The organism is Streptomyces sp. NPDC056738 (genome assembly GCF_042790435.1).
Taxonomy (GTDB): Bacteria; Actinomycetota; Actinomycetes; order Streptomycetales; family Streptomycetaceae; genus Streptomyces.
This window is the reverse complement of the sequence record NZ_JBHTZF010000024.1, coordinates 35,513-52,793: the sequence shown is the minus strand read 5'-3', so window position 1 is coordinate 52,793 and position 17,281 is coordinate 35,513. Positions and strand designations below refer to the sequence as shown.

20 protein-coding genes and 1 CRISPR repeat array are annotated in these 17,281 nt (G+C 65.8%); of the genes, 14 read left to right on the top strand and 6 right to left on the bottom strand.

The window, feature by feature from the left end:
- Positions 1–44 precede the first annotated feature (44 nt).
- Positions 45–998 carry a hypothetical protein gene (locus ACFRIC_RS39065; RefSeq protein ID WP_382796443.1) on the bottom strand — a complete coding sequence of 318 codons (954 nt, stop codon included), beginning with the start codon at positions 996–998 and terminating at the stop codon, positions 45–47.
- 482 nt (positions 999–1,480) lie between these two features.
- Here ACFRIC_RS39065 and ACFRIC_RS39060 point away from each other — a divergent pair, with 482 nt between their 5' ends.
- From ACFRIC_RS39060 to ACFRIC_RS39050, 3 genes are all read left to right on the top strand, one after another.
- On the top strand, positions 1,481–1,792 hold the full coding sequence (locus ACFRIC_RS39060; RefSeq protein ID WP_382796441.1) for a CU044_2847 family protein: 312 nt from the start codon (positions 1,481–1,483) through the stop codon (positions 1,790–1,792).
- Positions 1,789–2,616, top strand: a complete 828-nt coding sequence (locus tag ACFRIC_RS39055; protein ID WP_382796439.1) for a serine protease — start codon at positions 1,789–1,791, stop codon at positions 2,614–2,616. The genes ACFRIC_RS39060 and ACFRIC_RS39055 overlap by 4 nt, the downstream gene beginning before the upstream one ends.
- A gap of 970 nt (positions 2,617–3,586) precedes the next feature.
- Positions 3,587–4,042 (top strand): DUF742 domain-containing protein, encoded by a 456-nt coding sequence (locus ACFRIC_RS39050; protein ID WP_382796526.1) that lies wholly within the window; start codon positions 3,587–3,589, stop codon positions 4,040–4,042.
- Positions 4,043–4,210: 168 nt separating this feature from the next.
- Here ACFRIC_RS39050 and ACFRIC_RS39045 read toward each other — a convergent pair whose 3' ends face one another.
- The 3 genes from ACFRIC_RS39045 to ACFRIC_RS39035 all read right to left on the bottom strand — a co-directional run bounded on the left by ACFRIC_RS39045 (position 4,211) and on the right by ACFRIC_RS39035 (position 5,911).
- Positions 4,211–4,921, bottom strand: a complete 711-nt coding sequence (locus tag ACFRIC_RS39045; protein WP_382796438.1) for a hypothetical protein — start codon at positions 4,919–4,921, stop codon at positions 4,211–4,213.
- Between the two features lie 7 nt (positions 4,922–4,928).
- Positions 4,929–5,351, bottom strand: coding sequence for a DUF6415 family natural product biosynthesis protein (locus ACFRIC_RS39040; protein ID WP_382796436.1), 423 nt, complete (start codon positions 5,349–5,351; stop codon positions 4,929–4,931).
- Positions 5,352–5,491: 140 nt separating this feature from the next.
- Positions 5,492–5,911, bottom strand: a complete 420-nt coding sequence (locus ACFRIC_RS39035) for an ATP-binding protein (RefSeq protein ID WP_382796524.1) — start codon at positions 5,909–5,911, stop codon at positions 5,492–5,494.
- A gap of 451 nt (positions 5,912–6,362) precedes the next feature.
- Between ACFRIC_RS39035 and ACFRIC_RS39030 the strand changes: the two genes are divergently transcribed.
- From ACFRIC_RS39030 to ACFRIC_RS39015, 4 genes are read left to right on the top strand one after another with little or no spacing between them, the layout of a single operon-like run.
- On the top strand, positions 6,363–6,764 hold the full coding sequence (locus ACFRIC_RS39030; RefSeq protein ID WP_382796434.1) for a hypothetical protein: 402 nt from the start codon (positions 6,363–6,365) through the stop codon (positions 6,762–6,764).
- On the top strand, positions 6,742–7,266 hold the full coding sequence (locus ACFRIC_RS39025) for a DUF6879 family protein (RefSeq protein ID WP_382796433.1): 525 nt from the start codon (positions 6,742–6,744) through the stop codon (positions 7,264–7,266). The genes ACFRIC_RS39030 and ACFRIC_RS39025 overlap by 23 nt, the downstream gene beginning before the upstream one ends.
- A 7-nt stretch (positions 7,267–7,273) precedes the next feature.
- Positions 7,274–8,128, top strand: a complete 855-nt coding sequence (locus ACFRIC_RS39020; protein WP_382796431.1) for a helix-turn-helix domain-containing protein — start codon at positions 7,274–7,276, stop codon at positions 8,126–8,128.
- A gap of 13 nt (positions 8,129–8,141) precedes the next feature.
- Entirely contained in the window at positions 8,142–8,330 is a 189-nt protein-coding gene (locus tag ACFRIC_RS39015; RefSeq protein ID WP_382796430.1) for a DUF397 domain-containing protein, read from the top strand.
- Positions 8,331–8,435: 105 nt separating this feature from the next.
- On the opposite strand, the gene ACFRIC_RS39010 is transcribed toward ACFRIC_RS39015, so the two are convergent.
- Positions 8,436–10,070, bottom strand: a complete 1,635-nt coding sequence (locus tag ACFRIC_RS39010; protein ID WP_382796428.1) for a serine/threonine protein kinase — start codon at positions 10,068–10,070, stop codon at positions 8,436–8,438.
- Between the two features lie 246 nt (positions 10,071–10,316).
- Here ACFRIC_RS39010 and ACFRIC_RS39005 point away from each other — a divergent pair, with 246 nt between their 5' ends.
- From ACFRIC_RS39005 to ACFRIC_RS38975, 7 genes are all read left to right on the top strand, one after another.
- Entirely contained in the window at positions 10,317–10,928 is a 612-nt protein-coding gene (locus ACFRIC_RS39005) for an SMI1/KNR4 family protein (protein ID WP_382796426.1), read from the top strand.
- 351 nt (positions 10,929–11,279) lie between these two features.
- Positions 11,280–11,606 (top strand): hypothetical protein, encoded by a 327-nt coding sequence (locus tag ACFRIC_RS39000; RefSeq protein ID WP_382796424.1) that lies wholly within the window; start codon positions 11,280–11,282, stop codon positions 11,604–11,606.
- Between the two features lie 72 nt (positions 11,607–11,678).
- On the top strand, positions 11,679–12,689 hold the full coding sequence (locus ACFRIC_RS38995) for an NAD(P)H-dependent glycerol-3-phosphate dehydrogenase (RefSeq protein ID WP_382796423.1): 1,011 nt from the start codon (positions 11,679–11,681) through the stop codon (positions 12,687–12,689).
- A gap of 66 nt (positions 12,690–12,755) precedes the next feature.
- The gene (locus tag ACFRIC_RS38990) at positions 12,756–12,956 is read left to right on the top strand and encodes a hypothetical protein (protein WP_382796421.1); all 201 of its coding nucleotides are present in this window, start codon (positions 12,756–12,758) and stop codon (positions 12,954–12,956) included.
- Positions 12,957–12,974: 18 nt separating this feature from the next.
- Positions 12,975–13,480: direct repeats of the CRISPR family, unit length 29 nt; unit sequence CTGCTCCCCGCACCCGCGGGGATGGTCCC.
- A gap of 757 nt (positions 13,481–14,237) precedes the next feature.
- Positions 14,238–14,771, top strand: a complete 534-nt coding sequence (locus ACFRIC_RS38985; RefSeq protein WP_382796419.1) for a hypothetical protein — start codon at positions 14,238–14,240, stop codon at positions 14,769–14,771.
- A 207-nt stretch (positions 14,772–14,978) separates the two neighbouring features.
- Positions 14,979–16,184, top strand: a complete 1,206-nt coding sequence (locus ACFRIC_RS38980; protein WP_382796418.1) for an endonuclease domain-containing protein — start codon at positions 14,979–14,981, stop codon at positions 16,182–16,184.
- Positions 16,185–16,283: 99 nt separating this feature from the next.
- The gene (locus ACFRIC_RS38975; protein WP_382796416.1) at positions 16,284–16,409 is read left to right on the top strand and encodes a hypothetical protein; all 126 of its coding nucleotides are present in this window, start codon (positions 16,284–16,286) and stop codon (positions 16,407–16,409) included.
- 173 nt (positions 16,410–16,582) lie between these two features.
- Here the strand turns inward: ACFRIC_RS38975 and ACFRIC_RS38970 are convergent, their stop codons facing one another.
- Positions 16,583–17,278, bottom strand: coding sequence for a hypothetical protein (locus ACFRIC_RS38970; RefSeq protein WP_382796414.1), 696 nt, complete (start codon positions 17,276–17,278; stop codon positions 16,583–16,585).
- Between the last annotated feature and the right edge of the window lie 3 nt (positions 17,279–17,281).

The following is a 17,281-nucleotide window of genomic DNA, read 5'->3' as shown; positions in this document are numbered from 1 at the left end:
GCTGCGCTGCGCCCGGCCCGCTACCGGCGCAGGCCGCTCGCCGATCAGAGCGGCAGAGCCTGTTGAGCCTCGCTTTTGGCGGCGCTCTTCTGTTGGGCGAGGAACTCTTTGACGGCGGGGCGGCCCAGCAGCAGTGTCACCGTGCGTGGTTTGGGCCGGTGCCCGCCAGTGAGTTCGGTGAGGAAGTCCGTGACGAGGATTCGGCGTGCCGGTGCGTCGTGGACGTCGTCCAGGATGCCTTGGTTGAGCAGGCGGGCGGCAGTGTCGTCCAGAGCGTTCTCGATAGTGCGGTAGATGTCGGCCGCGTCCTTTTGGATGGCCTGCTGCGCAAGGGCGAGGGCCTGTTGGAGCAGGCGGCGGTGACGCCAGTCGTCGTTGCCGTTCAGGGGAGGGAAGGCCTCCTCGGCAGCGGCGCATCGCAGGCTGTGTGAACCGGCTGAGATGACGGCCGGCATCTGTTGGAGAAGGCTCGCAATCCGTTTCACTTCGAGAGGGTCAGGTTCGTCCGACCCGGACTGCTCGCGGTGTGCCTGCAGTAGTTCGTCTGTGAGCGATGCATGCTGGGCGTGTAGGTCATCAGCCCAGGCGGCCGACATCTGCCACTCGTGCACCACGCCCTCCACGACGAAGGCGATCCGTACGGCCTCCAATGCATCCGCACGGCGCCGCGCGTCAGCCAGCAGTTTGTCCGCTCGCTGACGCAGTGCGGCGGGGACGCTGCCTTGCACGCCATCGCCTGTCGGCCGTATCGGCTCCTCCTCGTCGGCGAAAAGGACGTCGAACTCGTTCGCGTCGAAATGGTCGAGGTCCATGTAAAGAATGCGGGCCCCGCAGGCGGCAGCCAGCCGCACCACAGCGTCGACGTCGTAGCGGTCCGGGCTGAGAAAGGCCTGCAGTCCGGTTTCCCCGCCCACCGATGCTGAGATCAGCTGCAACCCGTTTCGGGAAGCCGATCCAGGCAACGCATCGGCCACCTTGAGCAGGTCACGAACCACCATGAAGGCATCCTCTGTTTGTCGACAACATCGAGGACGGCGAATGTAGTCGGCTCCCTTGCTCGTAAGGGCGGGTTCCAGGGAATCCCGTTCACAGGGGTGTTGGGGGTTGGAGAATATGGTGCACCTATCGCGGTGCTGAAACGATTGGCCATCTCAATCGGATTGCCCTCGAGAGCGCGGCTTTGGCCCGTGGGCCGCATCTACCGCTCCGCCCCAGGCCGGCCGATACCAGTGCGTGTACTGGCCCTCTTCTCTTGGGACGTGCTCGATGCCCGTTTGTGACCTGGTCTCGCTGAGGTGCATCTGGCAGACATCGTCGGCGCTCTTGCCGCCGACTGCTGCTTCAGCCCCTCGGAGCTCGCTTTGGCGATGCCGCCAGTTCTCCATGAAGTAGGAGCGGCGGAAGCCTTCGCAGACGATGCGTAGCACGGCTACGCTCCCTGGGAGGTGATCCGCGCATCGTGGTCGGGGGAAGCGAATCCATGGCCGAAGTCAGAGTTGAGACCGTTGTTCTCGATGCGTCAGGAAGTCGGCAGATCGGCACACGCACGCGTTCGACGGCTGCTCTCGCCGAGCGCGCAACGGAGGTTGAGGAAGCCATCGTTGAGGCGTCTGCCATTACGCAACGAGCGCTGGCGCAGGTGCCGGTGCATCACGGCTGGCAGGTCAGCAGTGTGGACGTGACGTTCGGGCTGACGTTGGCCGCAGAAGCGGGCGTCATTCTCTCCAAGGCGTCCGCAGAGGCATCGTTCGAGGTGACCCTCACCGTGGAGCGCGTTGCGGACCAGCCATGAAGAGCGAGGGCTACTGGGTCGAGCTATACCAGGGTCAGCAGCGGTTGGGGGGCGGCTTTTTGGTGACGCGCCGCTTCGTCCTCACGGCGCTCCACTGCCTGCGCGGACTGAATGCAGTCGAGGAGGAACTGAACATCGTGCTGGCGGACGGCACCCAAGTACGGGGTGAGGTTCGTCGGCGGGACAAAGATGCCGACCTCGCACTGATCGAAATCGACGCCGGTCACGACGTCAGACAGCCGGTACCTGCCGCCGGCGTCGCGCGCGCCGGAATGCACTGGCGCGGTCCGTACCGGCCGGCTGAAAACGACGTCGAACTCACGGGCCAGGTCGACCATGCAGGCGTGAGCTATCTGTGCGAGGGCGGTGCGCTGATCGAAGCACTCCAATTGACGACCGATCAGTACCTCGGTGACTACTCCGGCTACTCGGGTGGGCCCGTTGAGACAGGGGACAGAAAACGAAGACCGGTTGTCGCAGGCATTCTGCTGGAGCAGGTTCCCGATCGTTGCGATGCGGGCCGCAACACCAACGTTCTCTTCGCCGCCACTCTGAGAGAGGCGATGCAGCGTTTCGACCATTTCGACGTTGTGCATCTCCTTGACGTACTGCGACCACCCCAGGTCAGGTCCGATGCGTCCCCAGCGTTGCAGCCTGCACCGTCACCGGCACGTCACCAGTCGGACCGAGTCGAGGCGGTGATCCAGGCATTTCAGCAACTCGCAGACGGCAACGTCCTTGATCCCGTGCGCATTGCCGAGCTGCGGTACCTCGCGTTGAAGGAAGTCTTCATGGACGACAGCCGTGCGGTCAGTCATGAATGACGTCCTCAAAGATGCGATCCGTTCCGCCGAGAGAGCGTTACGCGGCGTGGATGCTGAGCGTTCCGTCGTGGAGCGCAAGATGGCGGGCGCGCAAGCCGCCCTGGAACTCCTCAGCCGTCCGTCGGCCGGCGAAGATCTCGCCTACCTAGTCAGCCTGGCGGACGGACTAGGCCTGCACGATGCAGCCGATGATCTCCTGGATCGGGTGTCGCTTTACCTGCGAGGAGATGCCTTTTCGCTGTCAGGCATGGATGTTTCCCAACGCAATCAACTTGCCGTAGCTGTCGGTGAGCGCGGTCACCTGGCGGCCGCCTCCCGCCTGCTTTCGCCGTCGGAGAGCGACGGCGTTCTATCTGTGCTCGCCCTGGCTAACCAGGCAGCTGTAAAGCTTCGTGCAGGGGATCTTGCAGCGGCGGCAGACTACGCGGACCGTGCCCGCCATGCAGCGGGTGACGCCAGCGCGCCCGGTGACTTGAATGCTCAGTTCCTGGCCACGGCCGTTCTGGCGGAGATCCGGCGCGAGGGCAGTCAGCACCAAGAGGCTGACCACTTGCTGGACGAGCTAAGTGATATTGCCCGACGGCTTGTCCCGCTCCTTGGGCGCGATCACCCCACATCACTGTCGACCGTGGTAACAGTGGCATCCGCGGAGTGCGAGTCGGCGGCTGCCTCTCACGACGTCGACCGAATGACACGTGCGGCGGATGTCATGGCCATCGCGGTGCAACGGATCTGCGCAGCATTGGGCAGCGAGCATCCACGGGCGGTGTCCGCTCTTCGGTGTCTGGCCGCGGCCGAATACTCATTGGCGCAGGCAACCGACGACGAACGTTGCTTGAAGAACGCCCTCTTGCTTGCGGCGACCGCCGTCGAACGAAGTCGTAGAGGGCAACAGCCGGCACAGTCGGCTGTCACAGCGTTTCGGTCACCCGCTCCCTTCCCAGGAGATCCTGAAGAATCTCCGACAGCGATGTCACGACGCCCAACCCCTGGTCCCGGGTTGCCTCGCGCCGGCGCATCCGTTAGCCCGCGTACAGGTCCGGTGCCCTTTTATGGCCCTGGGGCGACGACGATTGGTGATCCTGTCGAGAGCCAAGGCGAGCTGGTGCGTCCCTACGCGATGACCGGAGGTAGGACACGTCCCCGGGAAGTGATCGCCATCGAGGCGCTGGTGAGCACCGCTTCTACGCCAGCGGCCTATGCGGCGACGCTGCCAGAGCATCGGCGGATCCTGGAACTGTGCGAGGAACTTAAGTCCGTGGCGGAGATTTCTGCACTCCTTGGTATGCCTTTGGGAGTGGCCAGAATCCTGGTGGCCGATCTGGCCGAAGCCGGCTTGGTGGTCATCCACCGGCCATCGCATGGAGAAGAAGCCCCCGACGTGTCGCTGCTGCAGCGTGTGCTGGATGGACTACGCCGGCTTTGACCAGCGAACGCAAATGAGCCATGCAGAGATTGCAGGGATGGGCCCGGCGCGGGGAGCGGGGCTGCGTAGCCCGCCCAGGGGAGTGGCGGGTACGTCTCCCCGCGCCGGGGGCTGGTGCCGCCTGGCGGCTGCGGGCCCGAGGAGAGCGTCCGGGCCACCAGGCGGGGTCTATGGGGTGGCGTCGAGATCTCGCATCAGCTCGTCCACGGTGAGGACGGTGAATGAGGAGAGCCGGCGCACGAGTTGGGAGGCCAGGCAGGTGGTCAGGTTGGGGTGTCCGTAGGGCAGCGGCATGTCGGGCTGCGCGACGACGTGGACGCCGTGTTCGGGGCTGTAGCCGTAGATGACGCCGACGACTCCGTACAGCGGTGCACTGCGGGCGATGAAGGCCCGTGGCTGGTCTGCGAGGTGGGGGCATAGCCGTGCGGCGGCTTTGACGTGGCGGGCACATACAGGAGGCTGGTTGGTCAGTACCGTGTCGGCTTCGGGGTTGAGGTCGTGCGGCCCGGCGAGGAACACGGTGCCGAGGCGGGTGCGAGCGGGGCTGGTGCAGACCTGGCAGCGCAGGGACTGCATCGTGATGCGCTGGCGGAAGGGATGCATCATTTTCCACTCGGGTTCACCGGTGGGGGAGCCCTGGTCGTCGACGGGGTTGAAGGAACAGCGGCCCCACAGCACGCCGTGCAGGTCGCGATCCCGGGGATCCTCGTCGAGGTAGCGCAATCGGTACCGGCCGGGGCCGGAACGCGTGAAGACGAACTCGGCTGGCGCGGCCTCCTCGCCGCGGCGCTGGATGACGAAGGGGATCAGGCCCCCTCCGGTGGCGTGCTCACGCAGTTGCCTTCTTCCGTGCTGGTGATCGTGGTCGTGGCGAGGCATGGACTGGTTATGCCGCCTCCCTCAGGCAGCCCAGGGCGATCAGGCGCTCGAAGAGTGCGTTGACGATCCAGCCCGTCCGGCGGAGCCGCCCCGCCGCCGCCATGTAGTCATCGGGCAGAGCTGTGGGATGCAGCGTGCGTGCTTGGGCAACGAGCTGCGAAGTGATCCTGTCGGCCAAGTCGGCTTCGGACGCCACAGCGATTTCGACCAAGCGCGAATGGTGGCCATGCAGCCTCATGGTGAGCGGGGACACTTGTTCCTCGCTCACCATGCCTTCGTCCAGGACAGCGCTGATGTCGTCGAAGACGGCCTCGCCATCGAAGGGCTGCCATCGACGGACCTTCACGAGCAGGGAATGCAGTACATCGGCGTCGAGAGGCGGCGTCCACTCGGGTAGCAGATGTGGCCCGTACCGGAGAGCCGCGGTCACTGGTTCTCCTTCGGCGGCGGGCTGCAATTCAGCCTGCCGCCTCCTCGCAGGATCTTGGTGCCGATCGTCTGCAACGCGGCCTGGCCAACAGTCCACGCCATCACCGACTTGGCCTGGTAGGAACACAGCGTCGAGCGCAGTCACGATTGCTCCGCAGCGAGGGAGAGCGAACACCATGTCGTTGCGCCCGCATCACCGATTCCCCACCGGCCGCTGCGGGTGCGAGCGATGCGGTCGACCAGGAAGAGACCGCGGCCGCATTCGGAGTCCTCACTGGCCGCCCGAAGTTGAGGGCCGCCGTCCCGTACCTCGTCGTGGACGAAGAGCTGCAGTTGCTGGTCCCTGATGACCATCGTGACGGTGATCTGGGTTCCGCCGCTGTGCTTGATAGCGTTCGTAACCAGCTCCGAGACGACGAGGATTGCGTCGTCGACGAGCTCCTCCAACGCCTGGTACTTCAAGTGAGCTGCCGTCAGGCGGCGAACAGCTTGTACTCGCTGGGCATCATGCTCACAGACAGTGCCACCGGTCCCACCTGAGGCGATCGTGAATGTCACCATCATCAGATCCCGCACACGCGATGGACGGTTGGGGACAGCTTCTGCGACAGAGCTGCGTCGTGATCCGAGAGCACGAGATGGCCCCGGGCCTAGTGTGCGGTGCTTGGGCCGGAAGATGTAGCGCGAGATGCGTGCGGCGAGGTGAGGGCTGACAGCACTGCCGGCGGTGTTCACTGGCGGATCGGTCATGGTTAGTCGTCCCTTTTGGCGTGGGCCGCCCGGCCCTGCCGGGGGAGACAGGGCCGGGCTCTCCAAGTCGCCTTTCCGCAGGCCTCAATTCCGGTACAGATGCCGGGGCCTGTGGCGACCGATGACGACGGTAGGGCTGTCGTGGCGCAACTCCCAAGGAACTTGCAGGAGTTTGCAGCATGTCGGTTGACGGGCTCATACGGCTCGCTGACCATCGATGTGTCCAGCAAATTCGGGCAAGGACGAAGACGGGAGACGGACCGTGAAGTTACGCTTCCTGGGCAACAACTCCACTGGGGGAGACTGCCCGACGTTGTACGCGACTGACCGGGACAGCTACGTCGTTCAGGGCTGGCAGATCTTCGCCAACGACCTGTTGATGCAGCTTCACATCACCGACGGAGAGAGTGCGGTTGAGGTACCCACCGAACTGTTTGAGCATCTAGAGAAGGACGGGCTGCCAGCCACGTCGATCACACGCGTCCAGGCGCCAATCATGATCCTCACCCCGCAGGGCACGTGCGTCGTCCAAGGCAAAGTAGTGACCGACACGGAAGCCCTGACACAGATGTCGATCCCGTACTACGAGACCTGTGTCGAGGTCTCGAAGTCGGATGTCACCGCCCTGGCGGAGGAACCGAGTGGAACTGATTTCCAGCGCTGAGCGCAACCTGCTCTTCGCACGCTACAAATGCGACGCCTTCCACCTTGAGCTGCGAGACGACTATTCGGTTCCCGACGAAGACACGCCTTTTCGCGATTGGCTCAGGGGCAGGGACAGTGACCACTCATACCTCGCCCCCTGGACGCAGCTCGTGCGCCAGTGCACCAGGCGAGGCATGACCATTCGCCGGGTCCGCGTTGTCACTGAGCCGGTGACTCCCTACATCCAGTGGGAGCATGCACTCACGACACTGAACGCGGAGGCCGGTGAGGACATCCGCTGGCTTCCACGTCACCTCCTGCCTGAGACCACGACCTTCCCGCTCGATGGGAGAGACTGGTGGTTGTTCGACGATCAGCTCCTTGCAGTGGGTCACTTCGATACAGACGGCCGGGTCCTTGGGTCGCAACTCATCGTGGACCAAGATGCAGTCGCCGCGTGCGCAGCACTCCGCGACCAGCTCTGGGCTGCCGCTATCCCTCACACCGTCTACAAAGCCTGAACCATCCGTGACGACACAGGTAGATGAGGCACTGCAAGCGCTTGGCGCCCGGCTGCGCGGCTTCCGCAAGGACGCCGGATACACCAGCGGCCGGGCCTTCGCCCATGCCACCGCATGGCACGAATCCAAGATCTCGCGCATCGAACACGGCAAACAACGCCCAAGTGAAGACGACATCCGCACCTGGTGCGAGATCACCGGCCAAACTGATCAACTGGGCGACCTGATCGCGATCGTCCGACATGTCGATGAACTCTGGCTCGAATGGCGTCGTCAATTGCAGACGGGAGCGGAACGCCGACAGCACAAAGCTATCCCGGTGTACGCCAAGACCAAGGTATTCCGCATTTGGCACCCCACCGTCGTGTGGGGAACCCTGCAGACGACCGACTACGCTGCCCATGTCTTCGAACAGGTCGTCAACTACTATGAGATCCCAGACGATTCCGAGGCTGCCGTAGCCAAACGCCTTCAACGTCAGCAGTACCTATACCAAGGTGAGAGGATCTTCAACGTACTGCTCGGTGAGCAGGCTCTGTACACCAACTTCGGCGGCCCCGAGACGATGAAAGGGCAGCTCGATCGGCTTCTAGCCGTGATGCGACTGCCGCGGCTCAGCCTCGGTATTGTGCCCCGCTCTGCACCAGCTGCTATCTGGCCCGGAAATTCATTTTCGATGTTTGACGACAAACTCGTCCTCGTGGAGACCTACTCTGCCGAGCTATCCGTCTCCCAACCCCGAGAGATCGAGCTTTACGCCAAGGCTTTCGCTCTACTACAGCAGTCAGCGGTCTACGGCAAAGCCGCGCGAGACCTGATCCTCTCAGCGATCCAGCACTTTGACTGGATGCCCGCCGACTAGGAAGGCACCCACCATGTCCGAAAAGCCGAACTGGCGTACCAGCAGCTACACTTCCCAAGACTCCTGCGTTGAGATCGCCGACAACACACCGCAAACCGTCCTGGTGCGCGACACCAAGAACCGCAACTACGGGGTCGTAGCGGTCGCATCCGAAGCCTGGACAGACTTCGTGCAGGACATCAAGCATCGGCCTTCCACGTAGCTCCACGAGCATCTGACCGACAAGCCCTACGCGATAACGAGCGGCTCACGCCTCGGCCCGTGTACGGGCGATCCGGCCGACCCTGTGACCTAGAGGTTCAGGGGTTCATACGCGGCAGCTGTCGATGTGGGTGACGTCGCGGAAGTCGGCGATGATGGGGCTGGCCATGGATTCGCGGTAGACGACGGCTGCGCGGCCGTAGGGCCAGGTGGGGTCGTTGTGGAAGTCCTCCTGGGCTTCGGAGCAGCTGCCGAACATCAGGCTCCGACGGACGTCGATCCAGTCGGTGTCGTCCTGGTAGTCCTGCCCTTCGGGGTAGACCGCGGGTCCGAAGGTGACGAACATCGTCTGCGCTGCAGGGTTGAAGGTCACGGTGATGTCCTGGTCCGTGTACTGCTCGCCTTGGAGGATGGGGGCTGCGTCGGCGACCAGGCGTTGAGCAGCCTCCTTCTCCGCATCCGTGGCCGGTACCCGGGCATTGACCCATTCATCGACATTGGGCTGCGCGGTGTCGTTTCGGGTGTAGGCGGGGGAGGGGGCAACGGCACGCTGAGGGGTCTGCGATGCGGCTCGCGCCGAGGGGGTGGATGCGGCGGGGCTTTCGGGCTGAGAGGTGGATTTCTTGGCGGCGGTGTCCACGGTGGTCTCGGAGGTAGCCCGGCCGCTCTGTGCTGAACGGTCTGCATCGTGGTTGTCGTTGGACGACTGAGAGGCAGCGAACGCTCCACCGACGCTGCCGAGGACCGCTGCGGCCACGGCGACAGCCGCGTAGAGGCGAACCCGGCTTCCGTGGCGTGCCGGGGCGGGCCAGGAGGCTTCGTCCTGGGGTGCCTGATCCCATTGCAGGCTGCTGATCAGGTCAGGTATCAGCGTGTGTTGCCGGCTGCTGTCGAGCGGAGTGATCGCCGTTGCCTGGACAGCGAGCAGTTCGGCCCCCGCGGTAGCGAGGTGTGCAGCCGAGGGACGGTCGGCCGGCTCCTTGGACAGGGCCTTTTCGACCAAGGGAAGCAGGTCTGCTGGAACGCCGTTCAGGTCCGGCTCAGCCGACATCACACGGAACGCCACGGCATCGACAGCGCCGCTGCCGAAGGGCAGACGGCCGGATGCGGCGTAGGCGACGAGGGCTCCCCAGGCGAACACGTCGCCGTGCGGTCCGACTTCGCCGGTGCGGTAGTGCTCGGGGCTGATCCAGCCCGGTGTGCCCGTCAATACTCCAGTACGGGTGACCGAGGTGCCGTCCAGCGCATGGGCGATACCGAAGTCCAGCACCTGCGGCCCGGACGGAGCGAGGATCACGTTGGACGGTTTCACGTCCCGATGGACCACGGCCGCGGCGTGGATGGCGCCCAGCGCGGCCGCGGTGCCGGCTGCCAATGCGTACAGACGCGCCCCGGCCAGAGGGCCGTTGATCGCCACATGCCCGTCAAGAGTCGGGCCGGCGATGAAGGGCGTGGCCAGCCATGGAAGTGGAGCTTCGGTGTCGGCGTCGTGGACTGGTACCAGGCACGGGCCGGCGACCCGTAGGGAGAGCTGAACTTCCCGCCGGAACCGGGCGCGGAATTCATTGTCCGCGGCCTGCGCAGGATGAATGACCTTGACAGCCATCCGCTCGTCCGCGGCGGACACCGCGGCGAACACTGTGCCCATGCCGCCCGAGCCGAGCCGTCCGACTACACGGTAGGGCCCTATGCGACGTGGATCGCCCGGCTGCAGCGACTGAACACGGTTGGACACGCTCATCCCCCTGATGATCAACGGCACCCACGGGCCGAAGCGGTAGCCAATCGTAGGGGTTGTCACCCTTCGTTCTCTTCCGTACCTCTGAATCCAAGGGGCTAGAGCAAAGCATGTTGCAGAACGCCTGAGCAGGGCGAGTTTGCCCCACCGAGGCGATGTCGCTGGTCCCGGTTACCCTCACGGCAGGCCACAGCGTTCGTGATGGCGATGAGGCGGCGTTCTGACGCCCGAACTCGATGAGGAGAGCCGGTGCGCGACTATCTCGCTGAGGTCTTCGCCATGCTCGGCCCTGGCGAACAGCGCTTCACCAGCCGCAGCGCATGGGCTGAGTTGGAGGCCGAGATCGGCATTGACTTCCCTGATGACTACAGGGCGGTCGTTGACGCCTATGCCCCGATGCAGATCAACGGGCACCTGTATCTCTCGCATCCGGCCACCGAACGCTGGAACCTCGGGAAGTGGATCCGCGAGACCGCCCAGGTCTGGGCCGATCTTGACTGGGACCGTGAGGACTGGCTCGAGCCGGAAGAGGACATCTGTGTCGTCCTCGACCTGCAGGAAGTGCGGTTCGGGACGAAGGACGGCCTGATTCCGATCACCAGCACCGATCGCGGCGAGTACATCTTCCTGGCACCGCTGCCCGACCGCGCAGGACGCCGGATCTGTGCGGTGGACCATGACGGATCCTGGTACGAGTACCGAATGAGCTTCTCCGAGTGGCTCTACCGCTATCTGGTTGGCGAGGACATGGTCGGCCCGAACAGCTCCGCCTTCTACCCCGGCCCGGTGCTGCTCGAACCGCTGCCGATGGCACCCGGCGATCGCCCGGCCCCGATGTACGGCCCAGAGCGCGGCATGTGACCGGCGCAGCGCTTCGGCCTGACAGCGGGCACCTTCCAGGAGACAAACGGCAGGGAATGTCGTCGCCAGAGCTTGACGGAGGGGTACCTTCATCCGAATTGCCGGAATCAGTGAAAGTCAATGGAAAAGCTCTGTTGGCCAGGTAGCTTCGCAGATCAGACAGCCTGCTCCCCGCAGCCGCGGGGATGGTCCCAGGACCGGCCCGAACGCGCGGCTGATGCTCCACTGCTCCCCGCACCCGCGGGGATGGTCCCACGGCGTACTGCCGGGAGTCGTCGATGTCCGGCTGCTCCCCGCGCCCGCGGGGAGGACAGCGGCCTGCCCGACTCCACTGCCCACGGCATCCTGTGCGTGGACGCCCTCGGCCACGTCCTGACCCCGGCCGGCCGTCGGCTGGCCTTGTCCCGGTCGCTGCGGCACGGCAGGGAACCCGTCTGGGAGGAGCGGGCCCGCACCGCTGGGCTGACGATGGAACATGTGGACGAGTGCCCCACAGAGCCCGCTGTATGGGAGCGGCGCTACCGGCTGTGGATCGCCCACGCCGACGAACTCCGGCGCGAGCTTGGCGGGGTCCAGGCACGGAACATGCTGCGCGAGGCGCACCAGGTGCCGCCCACGCTGCCCGGCCGTCGCGCCGTCCTGCTGACCCTGCACCGCCCTGCCGTTTCCCAGTGGTAGCCGGCGCGGCCGATAGGATGACCAGCTCGATTACCTTGGCGGCAGAGCCGCGTACAGCGAAGGAACCCCGCAGTGAGCCACCGTTCCGCCCGTGCGGCGGTGTTCTCCGCCGGGTCCTGGGGCACCGCCGTCGCCAAGATCCTTGCCGACGCAGGCAGTACCGCCACCGTGCACGCCCGCCGCAGCGAGATCGCCGACTCCATCAACACCGTCCACCGCAACCCCGGCTACTTCGCGGACATCGAGCTGCCCGCCTCTCTGACGGCCACGACCGATCCGGCCGCCGCGCTGGATGGCGCCGACTACCTCGTGCTGTCCATCCCCGCGCAGTCCCTGCGGACCAACCTCGCCGCATGGACCCCGTACATCGGGCCCGACACCGTGATCGTGTCGCTGATGAAGGGCATCGAGCTCGGCAGCGGCGACCGGGCGAGCCAGGTCATCACCGAGGTAACCGGCGTGAGCGCGAACCGGGTCGCAGTACTGTCCGGTCCCAACCTGGCGCGCGAGATCATGATCGGCCAGCCTGCCGCCGCCACCATCGCCTGCCTCGACGAGGAAGCAGCCTGCCGTTTTCAGCAGGCCTGCCACACCCCCTACTTCCGGCCCTACACCAGCACCGACGTCATCGGCTGCGAACTCGGCGGCGCGGTCAAAAACGTCATCGCCCTGGCAGTCGGCATCGCCACAGGCATGGGCCTGGGTGACAACGCCGCGGCGATGCTCATTACCCGCGGGCTGGCGGAGACCACCCGTCTGGCCGTGGCCATGGGCGCCCACCCCGGCACCCTCGCAGGACTCGCCGGCCTCGGCGACCTGGTCGCCACCTGCACCTCCCCCCTCTCCCGCAACCGCACCTTCGGCACCCACCTCGGCAAAGGCCTGAGCATTGAACAGGTAACAGCCGCCACTCGGCAGACCACCGAGGGCGTCAAGTCCGCCAAGGCCATCCTCGCCCTGGCCCACGCCCACGGCGTCGAGATGCCGATCACCGATGTAATCTCCGCCTTGTTGCACGAGAAGGTCACCCTCGAACAGGCCGCCGCCGCACTGATGCAGCGACCCCCCAAGCCCGAGCTCTGATCCCAGGCGCCGCCCCGCCACGCGAGGCCGCCCACCCTTCACCCTCCCCGCCGGAGGTTCCTGCCCATGCACGGATCCGTGCTGTCCGCTGCCCAACTTGGCGTCACCGTCGCCCTGGTGGCATGGATGATCACCGGCTTCACCCGCCTACCCGGCCGCTGGATGCGCTGGAGGATGTTCTGCCGGGCCACGACTGATGGTTCTGTCATTGTGCCCGGATTGCCGGAATCGATGGAAGTCAATGAAAGTTCTCTGTTCTGCCGGTAACGTCGCAGGTCAGACAGTCTGCTCCCCGCACCCGCGGGGATGGTCCCCGAGGAGGCCGGCCCCTTTTTGGTGGCCTTCCCTGCTCCCCGCACCCGCGGGGATGGTCCCGCGTTTCGGACGGGCACGAGCTCGCGGACCTGCTGCTCCCCGCACCCGCGGGGATGGTCCCACCACCCCCTGATCGGAGGACCATGGCTGTCACTGCTCCCCGCACCCGCGGGGATGGTCCCGCGACGCCGAAGACCAGCGCGCCCGACTGGCCCTGCTCCCCGCACCCGCGGGGATGGTCCCAAGACACGCCCCCTCACCCCCGAAGACGAGTTCTGCTCCCCGCACCCGCGGGGATGGTCCCCACCCGCCGCGCCGGTTGCCACGGCCGGTCCACTGCTCCCCGCACCCGCGGGGATGGTCCCCGGCGGAACCGGTCGCCACGCGCGACCTGGGACTGCTCCCCGCACCCGCGGGGATGGTCCCTTCACGTGGGGCATGCAGAAGCTCCTCCCCGCACCTGCGGGGATGGTCCTCCCTACGGCCAGTCAGATCCTCGCTGAGCGCTCTGCTCCCCGGACGTGAGGGAGAGCCTTGAGTAGGCGCAATTCAGTGAGCCGGCTTCTGCTCTTCGCCGAGTGGAAAGGCGCTCGCCTGTCTGGAACGATCAGAGTCGCGCGCTGAGCATACGAACTTAGAGTCTGAGTCCAACCAGGCTGCGGGCGGTGTCCCACGGATCTTTCATCGGAGCCGGGATCTGTAGCCGAAATCCGGATACAGGACGGTAAGGGATCTCGGCGTTGGACTCTCCTATCTGCGGAAGCCGTCGTAGGCGCCGTTGCTGCCCGTTGCGCTGCTGACGCAGATGTACAACCAAGCTCGCACAGGGCCGAGGGGGGTGGTCTTCCCAACTGTGGTGGGCAAGAGGCTGTGTTGCCGGATTGAGACCGGTGGTCGGGGCTGACGGTCGTCAGCCTGGTCGGGGCCGTCGGGTGAGCTGACGGCATGGAAGGCACGTACGCCATCGTCTCTGCGCTCATCAGCCATCGCCCCGCCTCGGTCGGCATGGTGCGCCGTGGTGACCAGCAGCCGCAGCTTGTGTCCGGAGCAGCGATTCGAGCGCCTCTGGGGCCGGGGCAGCCAGGGTTGACGGCGGGAGAGAGCAGCTCAGCAGATATCCAACGCGTTGTTCCGCGACGCCCCGACACGCAGAGATCTCTGGGCCTTGTCTGTCCGGGCCCAGAGGACAGTCCCAGTGCGCCGTCCTGCACTGTCATCGAAGGAGGATCCTTTATGCCCGACTCGCAGAACGGCCTCCAGCAACCCGTCGGCGAGGTGTACCTGCTGTTCGCCCACGAGGCCTACTTCCCTTGGGCCGGCGCGCGCGAGGTCAACACCTCGCTGGTGGCAGCAGCCTCACTACTGCACCCGCACGTGCTGCAGCCGGACGGCATGCACATCTATGACCGCCTCACCCGTGGCCGCAGGCCAGGGGAGATCGTGCCACTGGCCACGCTTACCTACGAACTGGGCGGGGGCGCCGCATGGCCGAAGGTCGGTGACTGGCAGACCGTTACCCGTGATCTGCTGCGGCTTATCGGCGACGGCGGCTGCGACGCCCTCAGTCTCAACTTGCCGGCCCGTGCACGGACCCTGGTGTGCTGCGGTCCTCACAGCACAGTGCGTGCGTACGACCTGGCGTCCCGGGAGTACCGGACTTATGGGCCCGCCGACCGCATCGAGGTGCTCGTGTCCATCGGCAAAGAACTGGCTCGCGTAGAAGCAGGCTGTGCTCTCTGGCCCGGCGACAATCTGGTGTCCCGATAGAAGGATGCCGGGCCCCCACCTTCGTAGGCGAGGGATGGTCCTGTGTCGTTCACGGGTCGCGGCGACGTCGCTGCCCTGCTCTCCGTACGCGATGGGCTCAGATGCCGAGGTGCGGAGCGCGGGCAGGGTGCGGCGGGCCGCAGTCGAAGCAGCAGAGCCGATGGGCTGTCGCGGAGTGTTGTCAGTCGTGGATGAGACGCTCGAGGGGTGATCACTCAGAAGCTGGCTGTCCAGTACCTGATCGATGAGATGCGTGGCTGCCCCCTCCCGGTGGCGCCGGAGCAATTCAAGCGCAAGCGCTTCACAGGGCACGACGCCGTCTTCTTCGGGCATCAGCCGGTGCGGGCATACAAGCACGCCAACCGCTGGCAGTTCCATGAACCAGACGTCCGCGAAGCTGCCCGCAGGCTTGCCGCGCTCGAGTGGGATCCGGCAGACATCGTCGACCCCCGTCCCAGTGCCGACTCCCACACGCTGGCGCCCACGGGCTGGCGGGCCCAGATCCAGAACGTGACCGGCAGTGCGGCCGCTGCCGCGCGCCACCGCAACGGCTGCCCGTGCGGGACAACCTGGTGCCGACAGGAGACCGGCTGGGCACTGCCGTGCGGTCTCACCGCCCACGACCTCCTGCAGCACTACGGTAGTTACTCCATCGCCTGCATGCTTCCTATCCCCACCCTCGTCTGGACAGATGCCACCTGGCTGATCCCCAGGACCCTCGCCTTCATCCTCGACCGATGGCAGGAGACCGAGCACGATCTGAGCACGGTCCTGTCTCCGTGCAGCGGCTGCGGCACACCCAGCCAGGACTCCTCCTGGCGTGTCCCGACCACGAGCGGGTGGAAGACGCTGTGCCCCGCGTGCGCGACCGCCACCCTGCGCCCCTACCGTCAGGAACTCAAAGGCACTTCCTACGCCCGGATCCGGGACCGGGGGCCGAAGGCCAGCGACTACCTCTGTGTCCTGTGCGACCCGCCGCGGCCCGCTGCGGTCTGGGACCACTGTCACGAACACGGCCTGGTCCGCGGACCGCTGTGCGGCAGATGCAACACCGCAGAGGGACAGGGCAAGGAGTTCCTCAACCTGAAAGGCAGCGTTGCGCATCTGCTCCGTTGCGACGGCTGTCGCCCCCGCCGCACGGTGCCGCCGCACCATCGACTCGCGGCGCTGCGCCGGCATCTGCATCTGGAACGGGGTGCCGACGGCTGCAACTGGCCGATGCATATGTGCGTGTCCATCACCGAGACAGCGGAGGGTGGGTACAACTGCCAGATCCGCTGCCCCGAACGCAGAGGCGGCCCCGTGAGCCTGCACGTGACAGACGAGGAATTCGAACACATCCTGTCGCAGGCCGTCGAGGGCCTCCTGTCCGGGATGCTCCTGCCGGAGGGGCCGACCCCGTCCCGTGACTGACCGTTCCCCGGGTGTCTCACGGCGCTGTCCGCCCGCGCGGTCCAACTGTGCTGGTTTCCTTCTCCCGCTTCGCTCCAGTCGTGAGACCGCTTCTGCTGTATGGCGGCCGACTCCGACGACGACTTCGAGGATCGCTTCATCGACGACGTCATCGTCGCCGATATCGGCGAAGGCACTGACGGGTGGGAATTCAACGGCGACTTTTACGCCGTCGAGCTCAGGTGAATGCCGTCCCTGTCGCTATGGCTGTTCGACCATGCATCACGGCGTACTGCCTGGGCCTCCTCGTCGACCGATGCCGCGGGGTACGGCCGTCCCCGCTGGTTCACGAGACAGGCCCTGCCGAGCCGTGACCTCTTGGCTCGGCAGGACCCGTGTGCTGTCAGGCCAGGTCGGCCCTATCCGACGTTGAGGTTGTCGTCTACGAGGAACTCCGGGTAGCCGAAGCGCTCACCCAGGGCGGTGAAGGCTTCGCAATGGTTCTCGTCGATGGACACGAAGTACTCCTTCATGGCCCGCAGGAACAGCCGGAACCCGAGATCCGCGCAGGCCCCTGTGACGACCTGCTCCAGTGCGGGGACCAGAGCGGGCAGCGATCGTTCGTCAGCAGCCCGTTCCAGGGCGTCGGCGACGGTGCCGATCTGGTCCAGAACACGCCTGCGCAGGTCCGCGTCTGTCACCGGCTGCGGCGTGGGCGGGACGAACATGGCGTCGGCCTCGCGGACGCTCGCGGTCCAGGTCTCTTCGATCCGCGCCATCCACTGCCTTCCGCTCAGGCCGTGAGCCGCGGGGTCGAAGTACCCCTTCGTGGCTCCCAGCCATACGGTGCGGAGCACCTGGTCCGGCAGTGCGGAGGCCAGCAGCCTCCGTACGTCCTCGCCGATCTGCATGGCGATCGTGCGGTGCACCGTGCCGACGGCTCCCTCGACCAGACCCAGCTGGGCGGCCACGGGATTCGGGGGCAGAAACCGGTCGGAGTCCTCTGCGGACAGCCACGACGGGTACGCCGACTTCGACGCGAGCCAACTGAGCCCGATGTCCAGGATCAACGCGTCGTCGCCGGCGCGTCCTGCGGGTTCGCCCTGTTCTGTCATCGC